The organism is Pseudomonas sp. PK-RTE-24 (assembly GCF_054052265.1).
In genome coordinates, this window is record NZ_CM133224.1 from 581896 (window position 1) to 599162 (window position 17267).

Below are 17267 nucleotides of genomic sequence, written 5' to 3' on the forward strand. Positions count from 1 at the left end.
GTTTTCTGTCTTCAACCGATTGCAGAGGGTTATCGATGAAAATGCTTCCCCTACGTGCGGCCATCGCGGCTGCGTTGCTGAGTGTCGCTGTCGGCGCCTCGGCCAAACCCTTGGTGGTCTGCACCGAAGCCAGCCCGGAAGGCTTCGATATGGTCCAGTACACAACTGCAGTCACGGCGGACGCTGTGGCCGAAACCATCTTCAATCGCCTGGCCGATTTCAAGCCCGGCACCACCGAAGTGATCCCGGCGCTCGCCGAGTCCTGGGACATCAGCGAAGATGGCCTGACCTACACCTTCCACCTGCGCAAAGGCGTCAAGTTTCACACCACCGAATATTTCAAGCCGACCCGCGACATGAATGCCGACGACGTGGTCTGGAGCTTCCAGCGTCAGCTGGACCCGAATCACCCGTGGCACAAACTGTCGAGCGTAGGCTTCCCGTACTTTGAAAGCATGGGCTTCAAGGAACTGCTCAAAAGCGTAGAAAAAGTCGACGACAACACGGTCAAGTTCACCCTGACCCGTCGCGAAGCGCCGTTCCTGGCCGACATCGCCATGGCCTTCTCGTCGATCTACCCGGCCGAGTACGCCGACCAGTTGCTCAAGGCCAACAAGACCGGCGATCTTAACAACAAGCCGATCGGCACCGGCCCGTTTATCTTCCAGCGCTACGCCAAGGATGCGCAGGTGCGCTTCAAGGCCAACCCGGATTATTTCCGTGGCAAGCCACCGGCCGACGCGTTGATCCTGGCGATCGCCACCGACAACAACGTGCGCCTGCAAAAGCTCAAGGCCAACGAGTGCCAGGTCGCGCTGTATCCGAAACCGGATGACATCCCGAGCATCAAGAAAGACAGCAAGCTGAAAGTCGACGAGCTGGACGCGATGACCGTTTCGTACATCGCCATGAACACCCAGCACAAGTACATGAGCGACGTACGCGTGCGCAAAGCCATCGACATCGCGTTCGACAAGGAAGCCTACGTCAACGCGCTGTTCGGCAAGGGCAACGCGTCGGTGGCGGTCAACCCGTACCCGCCGACCCTGCTCGGCTACAACCATGATCTGAAAAACCCGCCACGCGACCTCGACAAGGCGCGCGCGCTGCTCAAGGAAGCCGGGGTTCCGGAAGGCACTACCTTCACCCTGTTCACCCGTAACGGCGGCGGTCCGACCAACCCCAACCCGATGCTTGGCGCGCAAATGATGCAGGCTGACCTGGCGAAAGTCGGGATCAAGATCGACATCCGCGTGATGGAATGGGGCGAGATGCTCAAGCGCGCCAAGGCCGGCGAGCACGACATGGTCTCGGCCGGATGGGCGGGCGACAACGGCGACCCGGATAACTTCCTGACGCCTATGCTCAGTTGCGAGGCCGCCAAGAACGGCGAAAACTACGCACGCTGGTGCAACGAGAAATTCCAGGCACTGCTGGATGAAGCGCGGGCTAAAGTAGATCCGGCCGAACGCGCCGCGCTCTACGAACAGGCCCAAGTGCTGTTTAATCAGGACCAGCCATGGATCAGCATGGCCCATACTCGGATGTTCACTGCAATGCGCAACAATGTAGAGGGCTACCACATCAGCCCTCTCACCACTAATAACTTCGCCACCACCCAGGTGAAGTAGATAAGAAACGCCCGGTGCTCCTGACCTATGGAACACCGGGCACGCCTAACCGGCTGATGAGGTACCACACAAGATGTTTAGTTTTATTGCCCGCCGACTGGGGTTGTTGATCCCCACGTTTTTCGGCATCACCTTGCTGACTTTCGCGTTGATTCGCATGATTCCGGGCGACCCCGTGGAAGTGATGATGGGCGAACGTCGGGTCGACCCCGAAATGCACGCTCAGGCAATGGAACGCCTGGGGCTGAACAAGCCGCTGTATGCCCAGTATCTGGACTACATCGGCAAACTGGCCCAGGGCGATCTCGGTGAGTCGTTGCGTACCCGTGAAAGCGTGTGGACCGAGTTCACCTCTCTTTTCCCGGCGACCCTGGAACTGTCCATGGCCGCCCTGCTGTTCGCTGGCATCCTCGGGCTTCTGGCCGGGGTGATCGCGGCACTCAAACGAGGATCGCTGTTCGACCACGGGGTGATGGGCATCTCCCTCGCGGGCTATTCGATGCCGATCTTCTGGTGGGGCCTGATCCTGATCATGTTCTTCTCGGTGAGCCTGGGCTGGACCCCGGTGTCCGGGCGCATCGACCTGCTGTATGACATCGAGCCGAAAACCGGCTTCATGCTGATCGACACGCTGCTGGCCGATGACGTCGGCGCGTTCTTCGACGCCCTGCATCACCTGATCCTGCCGGCCATCGTGCTCGGCACCATTCCGCTGGCGGTAATCGCGCGGATGACCCGTTCGTCGATGCTCGAAGTGCTGCGCGAAGACTACATCCGCACCGCCAAGGCCAAAGGCCTGTCGCCGTCGCGCGTGGTGTTCGTGCACGGTCTGCGCAATGCGCTGATTCCGGTGCTGACCGTGGTCGGCCTGCAGGTCGGCACGCTGCTGGCCGGTGCGGTCCTGACCGAAACCATCTTCTCCTGGCCCGGCATCGGTAAATGGCTGATCGAAGCCATCGGCGCCCGGGACTATCCGGTGGTGCAAAACGGCATCCTGTTAATCGCCTGCCTGGTGATTCTGGTCAACTTCGTGGTGGACATCCTCTACGGCTTTGCCAACCCACGCATCCGTCATCAGCGCTGAGGTCAATACCCATGAGCACTCCAACATCCTCAGTAGCCAACGCCACGTCCGCCGTGGATCAAAGCCTGCTGTACCCGTCGCCGTACAAAGAATTCTGGCAAGCGTTCTCGAAGAACAAGGGCGCCGTTGCCGGCCTGCTGTTCATGCTGCTGATCATCTTCTGCGCGATTTTCGCGCCGTGGGTCGCGCCGCATAATCCGAGCGAGCAATACCGTGACTTCCTGCTGACGCCACCGGCGTGGCTCGAAGGCGGGCAGATGCAGTTCCTGCTCGGCACCGACGAACTCGGCCGTGACCTGCTGTCGCGTCTGATCCAGGGTTCGCGCCTGTCGCTGCTGATCGGCTTGTCGTCGGTGGTGATGTCGCTGATTCCGGGGATCCTGCTGGGTCTGTTTGCCGGTTTCTTCCCGAAAGTGGTCGGCCCGACCATCATGCGTCTGATGGACATCATGCTGGCCCTGCCGTCGCTGCTGCTGGCCGTGGCGATTGTCGCCATCCTCGGCCCTGGCCTGATCAACACCGTGATCGCGATTGCTGTGGTTTCCCTGCCGTCCTACGTGCGTCTGACCCGTGCTGCCGTGATGGGCGAACTGAACCGCGACTACGTCACCGCCGCGCGTCTGGCCGGTGCCGGTCTGCCACGCCTGATGTTCATCACCGTGCTGCCCAACTGCATGGCGCCGCTGATCGTGCAGGCAACCCTGAGCTTCTCTTCGGCGATTCTCGATGCCGCCGCACTGGGCTTCCTCGGCCTCGGCGTACAACCGCCAACCCCTGAGTGGGGCACCATGCTGGCCTCGGCCCGCGACTACATCGAACGCGCCTGGTGGGTGGTGAGCCTGCCTGGTCTGACCATTTTGCTCAGCGTGCTGGCAATCAACTTGATGGGCGACGGCCTGCGCGATGCGCTGGACCCGAAACTCAAGAACGCCGCCTGAGGAGATTCAAATGTCACTGTTAGAAATCAAGAATCTCAACGTCCGCTTCGGCGACAAGACCGCGACACCGGTGGTCGACGGCCTCGACCTGAAAGTCGACAAAGGCGAAGTGCTGGCCATCGTTGGCGAGTCGGGTTCGGGTAAATCCGTGACCATGATGGCGCTGATGGGCCTGATCGAGCACCCCGGCATCGTCACCGCTGACTCGCTCAGCTTCGACGGCAAGGACATGCTCAAACTGAGCAACCGTCAGCGTCGGCAGATCGTCGGCAAAGACCTGTCGATGGTCTTCCAGGATCCGATGACCGCGCTGAACCCGAGCTACACCGTCGGTTTCCAGATCGAGGAAGTGCTGCGCCTGCACCTGAAAATGTCCGGCAAGCAAGCGCGCAAGCGTGCCATCGAACTGCTGGAAAAGGTCGAGATCCCGGGCGCCGCCAGCCGTATGGACGCCTACCCGCATCAACTGTCTGGCGGTATGAGCCAGCGTGTTGCGATCGCCATGGCGATTGCCGGCGAGCCGAAACTGTTGATCGCCGACGAACCGACCACCGCGCTGGACGTGACGATTCAGGCGCAGATCATGGATCTGCTGCTGGCGTTGCAGAAAGAACAGAACATGGGCCTGGTGCTGATCACTCACGACCTCGCGGTCGTGGCGGAAACTGCCCAGCGCGTCTGCGTGATGTACGCCGGTCAAGCCGTGGAAGTCGGCCAGGTGCCGCAGCTGTTCGACATCCCGGCGCACCCGTACAGCGAAGCACTGCTCAAGGCGATTCCCGAGCACAGCCTCGGCGCCTCACGCCTGTCGACCTTGCCGGGCATCGTCCCGGGCCGTTATGACCGTCCGCAGGGGTGCCTGCTGTCGCCGCGCTGCCCGTACGTGCAGGACAACTGCCGCACCCAGCGTCCGGGCCTTGATCCGAAAGCCAACAGCCTCGCCCGCTGCTTCTACCCGCTGAATCAGGAGGTGGCGTAATGGCCGTCGTACTTACCGCCCGCGACCTGACCCGTCACTACGAAGTCTCCCGTGGCCTGTTCAAGGGCCACGCCACCGTGCGCGCGCTCAACGGCGTGTCGTTCGAACTGGAAGCCGGCAAGACCCTCGCCGTAGTGGGTGAGTCGGGCTGCGGCAAATCCACTCTCGCCCGCGCCCTGACGCTGATTGAGGAGCCGTCATCGGGTTCGCTGCAGATCGCCGGCCAGGAAGTCGCCGGCGCCGACAAGGCCGAGCGCAAGCAACTGCGCAAAGACGTGCAGATGGTGTTTCAGAGCCCGTATGCGTCGTTGAACCCACGGCAGAAAATCGGTGATCAATTGGCCGAGCCGTTGCTGATCAACACCAAGCTGTCGGCCAGCGAACGTCGCGAGAAAGTCCAGGCGATGATGAAGCAGGTCGGCTTGCGGCCCGAGCATTACCAGCGCTATCCGCACATGTTCTCCGGCGGTCAGCGCCAGCGTATCGCTCTGGCGCGGGCAATGATGCTGCAACCGAAAGTGCTGGTCGCGGACGAACCGACTTCGGCACTGGACGTATCGATTCAGGCCCAAGTGCTGAACCTGTTCATGGATTTGCAGCAGGAGTTCAACACCGCCTACGTGTTCATCTCGCACAACCTCGCGGTGGTGCAGCACGTGGCCGATGACGTGATGGTGATGTACCTCGGCCGCCCGGTGGAATTGGGTCCGAAGAACGACATCTACGAACGCCCGCTGCACCCGTACACCCAGGCGCTGTTGTCGGCGACCCCGACCATTCACCCGGACCCGAACAAGCCGAAAATCAAAATCGTCGGCGAACTGCCCAACCCGCTGAACCCGCCACCGGGCTGCGCTTTCCACAAGCGCTGCCCGTACGCGACCGAACGCTGCAGCACGGAAGAACCGCTGTTGCGTGAGCTGGATAATCGGCAGGTGGCCTGCCACTACGCCGAGCAGTTTCTCGACGGCGCGGCGTAGGCCCACGAAATATCTCATGTGGGAGCGAGCCTGCTCGCGAAGGCGTCATTTCGGTCAACATCATCGGTGACTGATTAACCGCTTTCGCGAGCAGGCTCGCTCCCACAGGGAATTCGTGTTGATTCAAGAGTTCACGCGATAACAAAACCCCTTCCACCTCCATTGCGCATCAGTCGAGGCAGAAGGGGTTTTTCTTTGGCCGGCGATCTATGTCTGGCTATCGCCTTCGTCACCCGGATCATCGGTGTCCGGCTCGTCGGTCGTCGAGTCATCATCTTCGGCGCTGCCACCCTGATTCATATCCCCCGGCTCCGACTCGGATTTGGCCAGCATCAGCCCGCTATGCCCGACCTGCCCATTGAACGCCTGAGATTCGTGATCCTCGCACTCGGCCCAGGCCGTTGCCGTGCCGAGGGACAGCATCACCATCACTTTCAACAACATCAAAACCCGTAGCAATCTGCTTTTCATGGCCGACTCCATCCTGTTGCGCTAAGACATGCTTGCCGGACTGGCTCCGTGTGAAATCTAGTCGCGATCCGACCGGCTCACCACTTAGGACGCGGCGGTGCGGGGAGAAATGCCCTCGATGCACAGATTGCTTTCGAATAACCCCGATAACCGATACTGCTAAGCGCCGCGTGTGGCCTGCCAGGTCAGTGGAATGGACATCAGCACCAGCAGCGCACTCATCAGCCAGACGCTGTGCCCGCCAAACTGGCCATACAGCTGACCGCTGAGCACCGGCGACAACAACGCGCTGGCACTCCAGCTCATGAAGAACAGCCCGAAGTACTGACCGCTCTTGCCGCTCTGCGCAAAGTGCATCGCCAGCACATTCAGTGGCGGCATGAACAGCGCCTCGCCCAGCGTCCAGATCAGCGTCGACAGACAGACAAAAGCCAAGCCGGAACCGAACGGCAACATGCCCAGCCCACAGGCCAACAGGACACTGCCAACGAGCATCTGCCAACGCGAGCCCCAACGCTCGACCGCGTGCGATAGCGGGATTTGTAAAGCGATCACCAACAGCGCATTGAGCCCGAACTGCCAGCCGATCGCCTCTGTGCTCAGGTGGTAGTAGTCACGCAGATAATTACCCAGCGTGCTGTAGACCGTGTCGAACGCGATGCCGAGCACGGCCGTCGCCGCCAGCAACCAGAGGAACGGCTTGTCGCGAAGCGGCACGCTCGAGCCATCGGCGGATTCGTCTCCAACCACCAGCACCGGCCGCCGCCACGTCGTGCGCGCGAACCACAGCAACGCCAGCATCGTCATCGCTGCACTGGCAAAAAACACCCAACGAAAATCCGCCTGCGCCAACACCCCACCCGCCACCCCGGCAGCGGCCATGCCCAGATTACGCGCGACCCGACTAAGGGCCTGCGCACGCGAGCGTTGCGCGACTTCGCAATACTCCATGATCAGCCGCTGATGCAACGTCCGAATCGCCCCATCGATGACACCGCTAAGCAATAGCAAACCGGCGAGCCAAGGCACCTGCGTCTCCAGCCCCAACAGCATCAACACCCACACCGAAACGAAAAACAGCGCCGCCGTCAGCCGCGCCGTGCGCACGTGATCACTGAGCCAGCCACCGAGCATCGAACCGACCAACAACCCCGCGCCATAGGCCGACAGCAACCAGCCGACGGTTTCAATCGCCAGCCCCAGTTCCTGACGCAAGTACAACGCCATGAAGAGTTTGACCATGGCGCTGAGGCGGTTGATGAACAATAGAGCCGCGAGGACCCAGGCCATGGGGGTGAAATAGCCGTTGGGGCGCAGGAGTTGGGTCAGTCCTTTGAGCATGTAACGTCCGATGGGCGCGAGGGTTTGATGAACAGTAGACGGCTTGGATTGGAATGTCGTGGGGGTGAGGTCAGCGGAAGTAAAAGCAGAGCATGGCTACGACGTAGAGGGAAAACGCCTTACGGAAAAATCGCCGCGCCCGGATTCAACTTGATTTTTCACGCGGCGTTAAAGATCAAAAGCCCCTCACCCTAACCCTCTCCCGGAGGGAGAGGGGACTGACCGGGTCGCTTGGGCAAGGTACGCCGACCTGAAATACCGAGCCGAACTCGGGATTTGGACAGATCATCAATCGGCCCCCTCTCCCTCGGGAGAGGGCTGGGCGGGCGGCGTTCCGATGAGGGGCGAATCCAACACAGATCCAAAGCAGACCACACGCTTCTCACCACTCAAAACAATGAGCGCAAGCTCGAGTGCCTTTGATCTTGCTTTTGATCCACGGGCGACGTCGGAAGGCTGAGTGGAGGGATTGATCCGGGCGTGGGAGCGCAGCGACCGTTCGACGAAGTCGAACACAGCGGAAGGAGGTGCAGCGAAGCAAACCGTAGCCGCTGCGCCCGGATCGATCCCGGAGCGAAGGAACCCGAGCCTGCGAGGGCCGAACGCAGGAGCAAGCGTTTTTTGCTTACTTTTTTAGGCGCTTGTAAAAAAGTAAGTCGCCGTAAGGGCGAAACCGCCAGCCGCAGCCCCCGCAGCAACGGATATTCACCCAAAACCCCAACAGCCTGGTCGGCCCAACGGCCGCCAAGACCAAAAGCGGCAGCCCATAAAAAAGCCCCCAAGGCCTACACCTCAGGGGCTTTCAGAAAAACACCTCAAACCTTAATGATGCTCCCGCGTCGCGCGGAATTTCACATCCGGCCAGCGCTCTTCCATCAACGCCAGATTCACCCGCGTCGGCGCCAGGTAAGTCAGGTGACCACCGCCATCGAGCGCGAGGTTCTCCACCGCCTTGTTGGAAAACTCCTCAAGCTTCTTCTTGTCGTCGCACTCGATCCAGCGCGCCGAATACACAGTGATCGGCTCATACGAGCACTCGACCTTGTATTCCTCTTTCAAACGGCTGGCGACCACATCGAACTGCAGCACACCGACGGCACCAAGAATGATGTCGTTGCTGCGCTCGGGGAAGAACACCTGCGTCGCGCCCTCTTCCGCCAACTGCTGCAGGCCCTGACGCAACTGCTTGGACTTCAGCGGATCACGCAGACGCACGCGACGGAACAGTTCCGGGGCGAAGTGCGGAATACCGGTGAAACCAAGGACTTCGCCTTCGCTGAAGGTGTCGCCGATCTGGATCGTACCGTGGTTGTGCAGACCGATGATGTCGCCAGCGTAGGCTTCTTCGAGCTGTTCACGCTCGGAGGAGAAGAACGTCAGGGCGTCGCCGATGCGCACGTCCTTGCCGGTGCGCACGTGGCGCATCTTCATGCCTTTCTCGTACTTGCCGGAGCAGATACGCATGAAGGCGATGCGGTCGCGGTGTTTCGGGTCCATGTTCGCCTGGATCTTGAAGATGAAGCCCGAGAACTTCTCTTCCACCGGCTCGACGGTACGCTCATTGGCCACACGGGCCAGCGGACGCGGCGCCCAATCGACGACAGCATCGAGCACGTGGTCGACACCGAAGTTGCCCAATGCGGTACCGAAGAACACCGGGGTCAGTTGGCCGTCGAGGAATTCCTGCTGGTTGAATTCGTGGCAGGCGCCCTGCACCAGTTCCAGCTGTTCGATGAAGCGCTCGTACTCATCGCCCAGGTGCGCGCGCGCCTCGTCCGAGTCGAGTTTCTCGATGATCTTGGTTTCGGTGCGCTCGTGACCATGACCGGCGGTGTAAACGATGATGTAGTCGTCGGCCAGGTGATACACGCCCTTGAAATCGCGGTAGCAACCGATCGGCCAGGTGATCGGCGCAGCCTTGATCTTCAGGACTGCTTCGATTTCGTCGAGCAGTTCGATCGGGTCGCGGATGTCACGGTCGAGTTTGTTGATGAAGCTGACGATCGGCGTGTCACGCAGACGGCAGACGTCCATCAGCGCAATGGTCCGTGGCTCTACGCCCTTACCGCCGTCGAGCACCATCAAGGCCGAGTCCACCGCTGTCAGGGTGCGGTAGGTGTCTTCGGAGAAGTCTTCGTGGCCCGGGGTGTCGAGCAGGTTGATCATGTGTTCGCGATAGGGGAACTGCATGACCGACGTGGTAATGGAAATACCCCGCTGCTTCTCCATCTCCATCCAGTCGGATGTCGCATGGCGATCGGATTTACGGGATTTCACCGTACCGGCCACTGCAATCGCCTTGCCCATCAACAGGAGCTTTTCGGTGATCGTGGTTTTACCGGCATCGGGGTGGGAAATAATGGCGAAAGTGCGGCGTTTCGCGACTTCGGCGGCCTGTTGGGTCATGGGAAATCGCCTGGCGGTGATTCAAAAAAGGGCGGCGAGTATAGCTTAAAAAGTGATCGCCGAACCACCGTCCCTCGGCCGCGCAAAACCCCGTAGGAGCTGCCGAAGGCTGCGATCTTTTGATCTTGTTTTCAGCAGCAAAGTCAAAAGATCGCAGCCTTCGGCAGCTCCAACAGGGTGGCCAAATAGTGTCTAACGTGGGAACCTTTTAAGGCACGGAGACGTCCATCCCCTGTTACGAACTTTCGTCAGGGGCTGAAAAATCAGCAAGTTAGCCTGACGAGGCTGCGCTCATGGCTCGCTTTCAGACCGCTTTGCCGGCTCTGAAAAACGGCTACTTTTCGCGAACGACGCTCCCGGCAGCCAAGGCTTGGCATGCCACACGGGACTGCGCTCGCCGACTACAAAAAAAGGAGTCCGCCTGTGGCTATCCGCTATGGCAAAGGGCTGATGGGAGGTGCGGTGGTGATCGCGCTCCTGGCCCTGCTGGTCCACTGGATCGGCATCAACACGATCGAACACTACCGCGACGATTTGTTGTTTTACCTGCAAGCTCATCTGATTCTCGTCCTCGCTTCCATGCTGGCCGCCCTTGTCGTGGGCATTCCCGCCGGTATCTTCCTCAGCCGCCCGAGCATGGTCGGCCGCGCCGAACGCTTCATGCAAATCTTCAATATCGGCAATACCGTGCCACCGCTTGCCGTGCTCGCGATTGCGCTGGGCATCCTCGGCATCGGCAGTGGCCCGGCGATCTTCGCGCTGTTCCTCGCCTCGCTGTTGCCGATCGTGCGCAACACCTATGAAGGCCTGAAAAATGTTCAGGGCTCGCTGAAAGAAGCCGCTGTCGGCATCGGCATGACGCCGCGCCAAGTGCTGTGGAAAGTCGAATTGCCCAACGCCGTGCCGATCATCGTCGGTGGCGTGCGTGTCGCACTGGCGATCAACGTCGGCACTGCGCCGCTGGCGTTCCTGATCGGCGCCAACAGCCTCGGCAGCCTGATCTTCCCTGGCATCGCCCTGAACAATCAGCCACAACTGCTGCTCGGCGCCGCGTGCACCGCGCTGTTGGCGCTGTTGCTCGATGGCGTGGTCACCCTCGCCAGCCGCCTATGGCTGGAACGCGGTCTGCGCCCGTCTTAAGGCTTTGCGAAGGAATATTTATGAAACGACTTAGCTTGATCTTAGGCTGCGTCCTGCTGTTCGCAGGAATCGCGCAAGCCGCTGAAAAACCGGTCATCCGCCTCGGCGCCCGGGTCTTCACCGAGCAGACCCTGCTCGCCGAAATCACCGCGCAATACCTGCGCAGCAAAGGCTACGACGCGCAAATCACCGGCGGTCTGGGCAGCAACCTCGCGCGCAGCGCCCACGAAAGTGGCCAATTGGACCTGCTCTGGGAATACACCGGCGTGTCGCTGGTGGCCTATAACCACGTCACTGAAAAACTCGACAGCGCGCAGTCCTACGCCCGGGTCAGAGAGCTCGACGCGAAGAAAGGCCTGATCTGGCTGACGCCGTCGAAATTCAGCAACACCTACGCCCTCGCTCTGCCGAAAAAAATCGCCGAGCAATATCCGCAGATCGGCAACATCAGCCAGCTCAACGAAGTGCTGCGCGCCGAGGCCAAGACCAACCACTTGGTGGCGCTGGACACCGAGTTCGCCAACCGCTCCGACGGTCTCGACGGCATGGTCAAGCTCTACGACATGAACCTGACCCGCAAGAACATCCGGCAGATGGACGCCGGCCTGGTCTACACCGCGCTGCGTAACGGTCAGGTGTTTGCCGGTCTGGTCTACACCACCGATGGCCGCCTCAACGCCTTCGGCCTGAAATTGCTGGAGGACGACAAGCATTACTTCCCCGACTACACCGCCGCTCCCGTGGTGCGTCAGGCCACGCTGGATGCCAACCCGAAACTGGCCGAACAACTCAAGCCGCTGGCCGAACTGTTCGACGACGAAACCATGCGCCAACTCAACGCGCGGGTCGACGTCGATCATGAAAGCCCTTCGTCCGTTGCCGCCGATTTCCTGCGCCAGCATCCACTGAATTAAGAGAGGAGAAGTCATGGAATTTCTGAACGCCTTTTCCCATCTCGACTGGCAGCAGGTAATGCACCTGACCTGGCAGCACATCACTCTGGTCGGCATCGCCGTGACCCTGGCGATCGTCATCGGCGTGCCGCTGGGCATCCTGATGACACGCTTTCCCACCCTCGCCGGCCCGCTGCAAGCCAGTGCCACGGTGCTGCTGACCGTGCCGTCGATCGCCCTGTTCGGTCTGCTGCTGCCGTTCTATTCCAAGTTCGGCCAGGGCCTGGGGCCGCTGCCGGCGATCACCGCCGTGTTCCTTTATTCGCTGCTGCCGATCATGCGCAACACCTACCTCGCCCTGACCGGCGTTGAACCGGGCATCCGCGAAGCCGCGCGCGGCATCGGCATGACCTTCGGCCAGCGCCTGCGCATGGTCGAACTGCCGATTGCGGTGCCAGTGATCCTCGCTGGCGTGCGCACCGCCGTGGTGATGAACATCGGCGTGATGACCATCGCCGCCACCATCGGCGCCGGCGGCCTCGGTGTGTTGATCCTCGCCTCCATCAGCCGCAGTGACATGTCGATGCTTATCGTCGGCGCGCTGCTGGTCAGTCTTCTGGCGATCTTCGCCGACCTGTTTCTCCAATGGCTGCAACGCTCGTTGACTCCAAAAGGACTCCTGAAATGATCGAACTTCAAAACCTCAGCAAAACTTTCCAAAGCAACGGCAAAGATGTCAAAGCCGTGGATTCGGTAAGCCTGACCGTCAATGAAGGCGAGATCTGCGTGTTCCTCGGGCCATCGGGTTGCGGCAAAAGCACCACGCTGAAAATGATCAACCGCCTGATCAAACCGACTTCGGGCAAGATCCTCATCAACGGTGAAGACACCACCGATCTCGACGAGGTGACCCTGCGCCGCAACATCGGCTACGTGATTCAGCAGATCGGCCTGTTCCCGAACATGACCATCGAAGAGAACATCGTCGTGGTGCCGAAACTGCTCGGCTGGGACAAACAGAAATGCCACGACCGCGCTCGCGAACTGATGAGCATGATCAAGCTCGAGCCCAAGCAGTATCTGCATCGCTACCCGCGTGAATTGTCCGGTGGTCAGCAACAGCGTATCGGTGTGATTCGTGCGCTTGCGGCTGACGCCCCGCTGCTGTTGATGGACGAACCGTTTGGCGCGGTCGACCCGATCAACCGCGAGATGATCCAGAACGAATTCTTCGAGATGCAGCGCGCGCTGAACAAGACCGTGATCATGGTCAGCCACGACATCGACGAAGCGATCAAGCTGGGCGACAAGATCGCCATTTTCCGCGCCGGCAAGCTGCTGCAGATCGACCATCCGGACACCCTGCTGGCGCATCCGGCGGATGATTTCGTCAGCAACTTCGTCGGCCAGGACAGCACGCTCAAACGCCTGCTGTTGGTGAAAGCCGAAGACGCGGCTGACAACGCGCCGTCGGTCAGCCCGGAAACACCAGTGGCCGATGCGCTGGAGTTGATGGACGAACATGACCGTCGCTACGTGGTGGTCACCTGCGCCGAGAACAAGGCACTGGGTTACGTGCGCCGTCGCGACCTGCACCGCCAGACCGGCACCTGCGCGCAATTCCTTCGTGAGTTCAACGCCACCGCAGCGTACGACGAGCACCTGCGCATCCTGCTGTCGCGCATGTACGAGTTCAACCGCGCCTGGCTGCCGGTGATGGATGCCGAACGGGTATTCCTCGGGGAAGTGACGCAGGAGTCGATTGCGGCATACCTCAGCTCGGGACGTTCGCGGGGGATGAAGACCAGTATCGTCTCGCCGGCTGAGACCGTGGTCGCGTAAACCATCTACGCGGTTGAAACCCGATCCCTGTGGGAGCGAGCCTGCTCGCGAAAGCGCAATATCAGTCGACGCTGATGGCGGCTGTGAAAATGCCTTCGCGAGCAGGCTCGCTCCCACAGGATCTACGTAATTTTGTTGATCTTCACTGGGTGACAAAGAATCTCAACAGCCTCTCCTGCAAGAGCGTCGTCAATTCAGCTTCTTCAAGGTTCAAATCCCCCTTCAAAAGACTCTCTCGCTGCCAACGTCGCCGATGTTGCCGCCATCACACTTACCAACGATCTAGCCGACAAAAGCCACGAACGTGCAGGTATTTTTAACACTCGAAAATTCGCCGGGAACATCTGCCCGTCATCTCGGTCGGGTAGAAGGAGTGATGAACGCGACGCACGTCAGAAGCGTGCAAAAACGCGACATTTTTAGTTGATCTCGCGCCCCTCACGCCCTAAAGTTCGCGCCGAACGTCCATGCTGGAAACGATCCATCCGGCTCAAGTACTGACGACGAGACAGCAAGGCCAAGGGATAGCTGCACATCTCTGGGCCTTTTTGCTTTCGGCGGCAATGCCTTGGGAAGTAGGCGAACCAAAGTGGGGATACGGAGGGCGTTCATGCACCCATTGTTTTTACGAGTTTGCCCATAGGAGCACCCAGCATGTCGATCCAGGTCGAAGACTATTTCGCGCGCGCTACATTCGACAAAATGAAGGCGTTCGCCGACAAACAGGAAACCCCGTTCGTGGTGATCGACACCGCGATGATCGCCCAGGCCTACGATGACCTGCGCGCCGGTTTCGAATTCGCCAAGGTCTACTACGCGGTCAAGGCCAACCCGGCCGTCGAGATCATCGACCTGCTCAAAGACAAGGGTTCGAGCTTCGATATCGCCTCGATCTACGAGCTGGACAAAGTCATGGATCGCGGCGTCAGCCCGGACCGTATCAGCTACGGCAACACCATCAAGAAATCCAAGGACATCCGCTACTTCTACGAGAAAGGCGTGCGTCTGTTCTCCACCGACTCGGAAGCCGACCTGCGCAACATCGCCAAGGCTGCACCGGGTTCGAAAGTCTATGTGCGCATCCTCACTGAAGGCTCGACCACTGCTGACTGGCCGCTGTCGCGCAAGTTCGGCTGCCAGACCGACATGGCCATGGACTTGCTGATCCTCGCTCGCGACCTCGGTCTGGTGCCGTACGGCATCTCGTTCCACGTCGGCTCGCAACAGCGCGACATCAGCGTCTGGGACGCGGCGATCGCCAAGGTCAAAGTAATTTTCGAGCGTCTGAAAGAAGAAGACGGCATTCACCTGAAGCTGATCAACATGGGCGGCGGCTTCCCGGCCAACTACATCACCCGCACCAACAGCCTGGAAACCTACGCCGAAGAGATTATTCGCTTCCTCAAGGAAGATTTCGGTGACGACCTGCCGGAAATCATCCTCGAGCCGGGCCGTTCGCTGATTGCCAACGCCGGTATTCTGGTCAGCGAAGTGGTGTTGGTTGCGCGCAAGTCGCGCACTGCTGTCGAGCGTTGGGTTTACACGGATGTGGGCAAGTTCTCCGGCCTGATCGAAACCATGGACGAAGCGATCAAGTTCCCGATCTGGACCGAGAAGAAAGGCGAGATGGAAGAAGTCGTCATCGCCGGCCCGACCTGCGACAGCGCCGACATCATGTACGAGAACTACAAGTATGGCCTGCCGCTGAACCTGGCGATTGGTGATCGTCTGTACTGGTTGTCGACCGGTGCGTATACCACCAGTTACAGCGCGGTCGAGTTCAATGGCTTCCCGCCGCTGAAGTCGTTTTACGTTTAAGAGGCAGCGGCAAGTTTCTAGCTGCTAGCTGCAAGTGAAAAGCCCATGACGTGTCATGGGCTTTTTTGTGTCTGTGCGTTCGACTTGAAGTTTTGCGGGGTACTTGAAACCGAGGCCCCTCACCCCAGCCCTCTCCCAAGGGAGAGGGAGCCGACCGAGGTGTAGCGCATCATGCACCGACCAGAAGGATCGAGTCGATTATGGATTCGGCAAAGCACTTTCAGGTCGGCGTACCTCTTAAACATCCCCCAATCAGTCCCCTCTCCCTCCGGGAGAGGGTGAGGGCTTGCGAATTCAGACGCGCTGCAATTCTGCATAGCGAAGCGAGAACCGAGCAGCCATCCCCTGGATTTTTGGATCTGTAGCACTTAACAGCGTTTCACTCGCCACCCGCAGGAAATTCAGATTGCCGCCGGCCAAGGCTTTCTCAAGCCAAACAACCGCTTCATCAACCCGCCCCTCAGCCGCCAACACCGCCGCATAACTGAACTGCCCACGAAAATCCCCTCCCTCAGCCGAACGCCGATACCAGTCACGCGCCGCCAGCGGATCCGCCTGACACACCTGCCCTTCCTCCAGATAGCGCCCCAGCAGATTCATCGATTTCGCGTGACCCAACTCAGCCGCGCGCCGGTACAACGCCAGCGCATGCTGATGATCAACCGTCACCCCGCGCCCGGTGGCCAGTAGATTGGCAAAGTTGTACATCGCCCAGTCCAGCCCCGCCTCGGCAGCGATTCGATAATGCTGCGCCGCGACCGAGGCATCCGCCGCACAACCCCAACCATGCTCATGACAACGCCCGAGCATGTTGCGCGCCATCAGATGCCCGCGACCGGCGGCGATGCCGAACCAGCGCAATGCAAGCGGTTGATCCTGCGCGATGCCCTGACCGTCCAGCAGGATCTGCCCAAGCAGCGCCTGCGCTTCAACCTCGCCCTCGCCCGCCGCCAGCAAAATCGCCTGCGCAGCGCGGGCCGGGCTTTCTTCAAGCATTGCCGTCAACCCGGCGGCGTCGAGAACTTCCTCGCGGCGCAACTGGAAACTCATACCTCGACCCAGCGCCGCAGCAGGTTGTGATAAGTGCCAGTGAGGCGGATCAGCGAAGGGTGATCAGGCATGTCCTGCGTAAGCTGCTGAATCGCCCCGTCCATTTCGAACAGCAGCGCGCGCTGGCTGTCTTCGCGCACCAGGCTCTGCGTCCAGAAAAACGAGGCATAACGCGCACCACGTGTGACCGCATTGACCTTGTGCAAACTGGTGCCCGGATACAACACCATGTCGCCGGCCGGCAGCTTCACGCGCTGGGTGCCGTAGGTGTCCTGAATCTCCAGTTCGCCGCCGTCGTAATCTTCCGGCTCGCTGAAAAACAGCGTAGCCGACAAATCGGTGCGCACCCGCTCGATGCTGCCCTTGGGCTGGCGCACGGCATTGTCGATGTGGAAATCAAAACTGCCGCCGGCCGTGTAGCAGTTCACTAGCGGCGGGAAGACTTTGTGCGGCAGTGCGGCAGACATGAACAGCGGATTTTTCCACAACCGCTCCAGCATCGCCGCGCCGATTTCCTTCGCCAGCGGGTGGCCTTCGGGCAGTTGCAGATTGTGCTTGGCCTTGGCCGACTGGAAGCCGGCGGTGATCTTGCCGTCGGCCCAATCCGCTTGCTCAAGGGCCTGGCGGATGCGCTGCACTTCATCTTTTGCGAACAGCCCGGGAATGTGCAGCAGCATGGCGATGTCACCTGATG

At 60.2% G+C, this 17267-nt stretch carries 15 protein-coding genes; 10 read left to right on the forward strand and 5 right to left on the reverse strand.

What is annotated here, in order from left to right; translation table 11 throughout:
• Positions 1-35: 35 nt before the first annotated feature.
• From ACV8MC_RS02650 to ACV8MC_RS02670, 5 genes are all read left to right on the forward strand, one after another.
• Positions 36-1631 carry an ABC transporter substrate-binding protein gene (locus ACV8MC_RS02650; RefSeq protein WP_024011590.1) on the forward strand — a complete coding sequence of 532 codons (1596 nt, stop codon included), beginning with the start codon at positions 36-38 and terminating at the stop codon, positions 1629-1631.
• 73 nt (positions 1632-1704) lie between these two features.
• The gene (locus ACV8MC_RS02655) at positions 1705-2715 is read left to right on the forward strand and encodes an ABC transporter permease subunit (RefSeq protein ID WP_016771720.1); all 1011 of its coding nucleotides are present in this window, start codon (positions 1705-1707) and stop codon (positions 2713-2715) included.
• A gap of 11 nt (positions 2716-2726) precedes the next feature.
• A complete protein-coding gene (locus tag ACV8MC_RS02660) occupies positions 2727-3653 on the forward strand; it encodes an ABC transporter permease subunit (RefSeq protein WP_256809559.1) in 927 nt (308 codons plus the stop codon).
• Between the two features lie 10 nt (positions 3654-3663).
• On the forward strand, positions 3664-4632 hold the full coding sequence (locus tag ACV8MC_RS02665; RefSeq protein WP_016771722.1) for an ABC transporter ATP-binding protein: 969 nt from the start codon (positions 3664-3666) through the stop codon (positions 4630-4632).
• Positions 4632-5612 (forward strand): peptide ABC transporter ATP-binding protein, encoded by a 981-nt coding sequence (locus tag ACV8MC_RS02670; RefSeq protein WP_041477953.1) that lies wholly within the window; start codon positions 4632-4634, stop codon positions 5610-5612. Before ACV8MC_RS02665 ends, ACV8MC_RS02670 begins: the two co-directional genes overlap by 1 nt.
• Positions 5613-5819: 207 nt before the next feature.
• On the opposite strand, the gene ACV8MC_RS02675 is transcribed toward ACV8MC_RS02670, so the two are convergent.
• The 3 genes from ACV8MC_RS02675 to ACV8MC_RS02685 all read right to left on the reverse strand — a co-directional run bounded on the left by ACV8MC_RS02675 (position 5820) and on the right by ACV8MC_RS02685 (position 9830).
• Complete coding sequence (locus ACV8MC_RS02675; RefSeq protein WP_056782908.1) at positions 5820-6083, reverse strand: hypothetical protein; 264 nt, start codon at positions 6081-6083, stop codon at positions 5820-5822.
• Between the two features lie 159 nt (positions 6084-6242).
• On the reverse strand, positions 6243-7424 hold the full coding sequence (locus tag ACV8MC_RS02680; RefSeq protein WP_457264376.1) for an MFS transporter: 1182 nt from the start codon (positions 7422-7424) through the stop codon (positions 6243-6245).
• 822 nt (positions 7425-8246) lie between these two features.
• Entirely contained in the window at positions 8247-9830 is a 1584-nt protein-coding gene (locus ACV8MC_RS02685) for a peptide chain release factor 3 (RefSeq protein ID WP_016771727.1), read from the reverse strand.
• A gap of 450 nt (positions 9831-10280) precedes the next feature.
• Here ACV8MC_RS02685 and ACV8MC_RS02690 point away from each other — a divergent pair, with 450 nt between their 5' ends.
• The 5 genes from ACV8MC_RS02690 to ACV8MC_RS02710 all read left to right on the forward strand — a co-directional run bounded on the left by ACV8MC_RS02690 (position 10281) and on the right by ACV8MC_RS02710 (position 15523).
• On the forward strand, positions 10281-10970 hold the full coding sequence (locus tag ACV8MC_RS02690) for an ABC transporter permease (RefSeq protein ID WP_166554532.1): 690 nt from the start codon (positions 10281-10283) through the stop codon (positions 10968-10970).
• 20 nt (positions 10971-10990) lie between these two features.
• Positions 10991-11884, forward strand: coding sequence for a glycine betaine ABC transporter substrate-binding protein (locus ACV8MC_RS02695; protein WP_095180363.1), 894 nt, complete (start codon positions 10991-10993; stop codon positions 11882-11884).
• A 13-nt stretch (positions 11885-11897) separates the two neighbouring features.
• Positions 11898-12551 (forward strand): ABC transporter permease, encoded by a 654-nt coding sequence (locus ACV8MC_RS02700; RefSeq protein ID WP_039759484.1) that lies wholly within the window; start codon positions 11898-11900, stop codon positions 12549-12551.
• Positions 12548-13705 (forward strand): osmoprotectant ABC transporter ATP-binding protein OsmV, encoded by a 1158-nt coding sequence (locus ACV8MC_RS02705; RefSeq protein ID WP_016771732.1) that lies wholly within the window; start codon positions 12548-12550, stop codon positions 13703-13705. The genes ACV8MC_RS02700 and ACV8MC_RS02705 overlap by 4 nt, the downstream gene beginning before the upstream one ends.
• Positions 13706-14359: 654 nt before the next feature.
• Positions 14360-15523, forward strand: coding sequence for a type III PLP-dependent enzyme (locus tag ACV8MC_RS02710; protein WP_016771733.1), 1164 nt, complete (start codon positions 14360-14362; stop codon positions 15521-15523).
• Positions 15524-15817: 294 nt separating this feature from the next.
• Here the strand turns inward: ACV8MC_RS02710 and ACV8MC_RS02715 are convergent, their stop codons facing one another.
• The gene (locus tag ACV8MC_RS02715; RefSeq protein WP_457264379.1) at positions 15818-16573 is read right to left on the reverse strand and encodes a tetratricopeptide repeat protein; all 756 of its coding nucleotides are present in this window, start codon (positions 16571-16573) and stop codon (positions 15818-15820) included.
• Positions 16570-17250 carry a Fe2+-dependent dioxygenase gene (locus ACV8MC_RS02720; protein WP_130928102.1) on the reverse strand — a complete coding sequence of 227 codons (681 nt, stop codon included), beginning with the start codon at positions 17248-17250 and terminating at the stop codon, positions 16570-16572. The genes ACV8MC_RS02715 and ACV8MC_RS02720 overlap by 4 nt, the downstream gene beginning before the upstream one ends.
• Positions 17251-17267: the final 17 nt, after the last annotated feature.

Bases quoted from the DNA above. Each gene is read 5' to 3' on its own strand.
- ACV8MC_RS02650 (WP_024011590.1), top strand. From the start codon at position 36: ATGAAAATGCTTCCCCTACGTGCGGCCATCGCGGCTGCGTTGCTGAGT.
- ACV8MC_RS02655 (WP_016771720.1), top strand. From the start codon at position 1,705: ATGTTTAGTTTTATTGCCCGCCGACTGGGGTTGTTGATCCCCACGTTT.
- ACV8MC_RS02660 (WP_256809559.1), top strand. From the start codon at position 2,727: ATGAGCACTCCAACATCCTCAGTAGCCAACGCCACGTCCGCCGTGGAT.
- ACV8MC_RS02665 (WP_016771722.1), top strand. From the start codon at position 3,664: ATGTCACTGTTAGAAATCAAGAATCTCAACGTCCGCTTCGGCGACAAG.
- ACV8MC_RS02670 (WP_041477953.1), top strand. From the start codon at position 4,632: ATGGCCGTCGTACTTACCGCCCGCGACCTGACCCGTCACTACGAAGTC.
- ACV8MC_RS02675 (WP_056782908.1), bottom strand. From the start codon at position 6,083: ATGAAAAGCAGATTGCTACGGGTTTTGATGTTGTTGAAAGTGATGGTG.
- ACV8MC_RS02680 (WP_457264376.1), bottom strand. From the start codon at position 7,424: ATGCTCAAAGGACTGACCCAACTCCTGCGCCCCAACGGCTATTTCACC.
- ACV8MC_RS02685 (WP_016771727.1), bottom strand. From the start codon at position 9,830: ATGACCCAACAGGCCGCCGAAGTCGCGAAACGCCGCACTTTCGCCATT.
- ACV8MC_RS02690 (WP_166554532.1), top strand. From the start codon at position 10,281: ATGGGAGGTGCGGTGGTGATCGCGCTCCTGGCCCTGCTGGTCCACTGG.
- ACV8MC_RS02695 (WP_095180363.1), top strand. From the start codon at position 10,991: ATGAAACGACTTAGCTTGATCTTAGGCTGCGTCCTGCTGTTCGCAGGA.
- ACV8MC_RS02700 (WP_039759484.1), top strand. From the start codon at position 11,898: ATGGAATTTCTGAACGCCTTTTCCCATCTCGACTGGCAGCAGGTAATG.
- ACV8MC_RS02705 (WP_016771732.1), top strand. From the start codon at position 12,548: ATGATCGAACTTCAAAACCTCAGCAAAACTTTCCAAAGCAACGGCAAA.
- ACV8MC_RS02710 (WP_016771733.1), top strand. From the start codon at position 14,360: ATGTCGATCCAGGTCGAAGACTATTTCGCGCGCGCTACATTCGACAAA.
- ACV8MC_RS02715 (WP_457264379.1), bottom strand. From the start codon at position 16,573: ATGAGTTTCCAGTTGCGCCGCGAGGAAGTTCTCGACGCCGCCGGGTTG.
- ACV8MC_RS02720 (WP_130928102.1), bottom strand. From the start codon at position 17,250: ATGCTGCTGCACATTCCCGGGCTGTTCGCAAAAGATGAAGTGCAGCGC.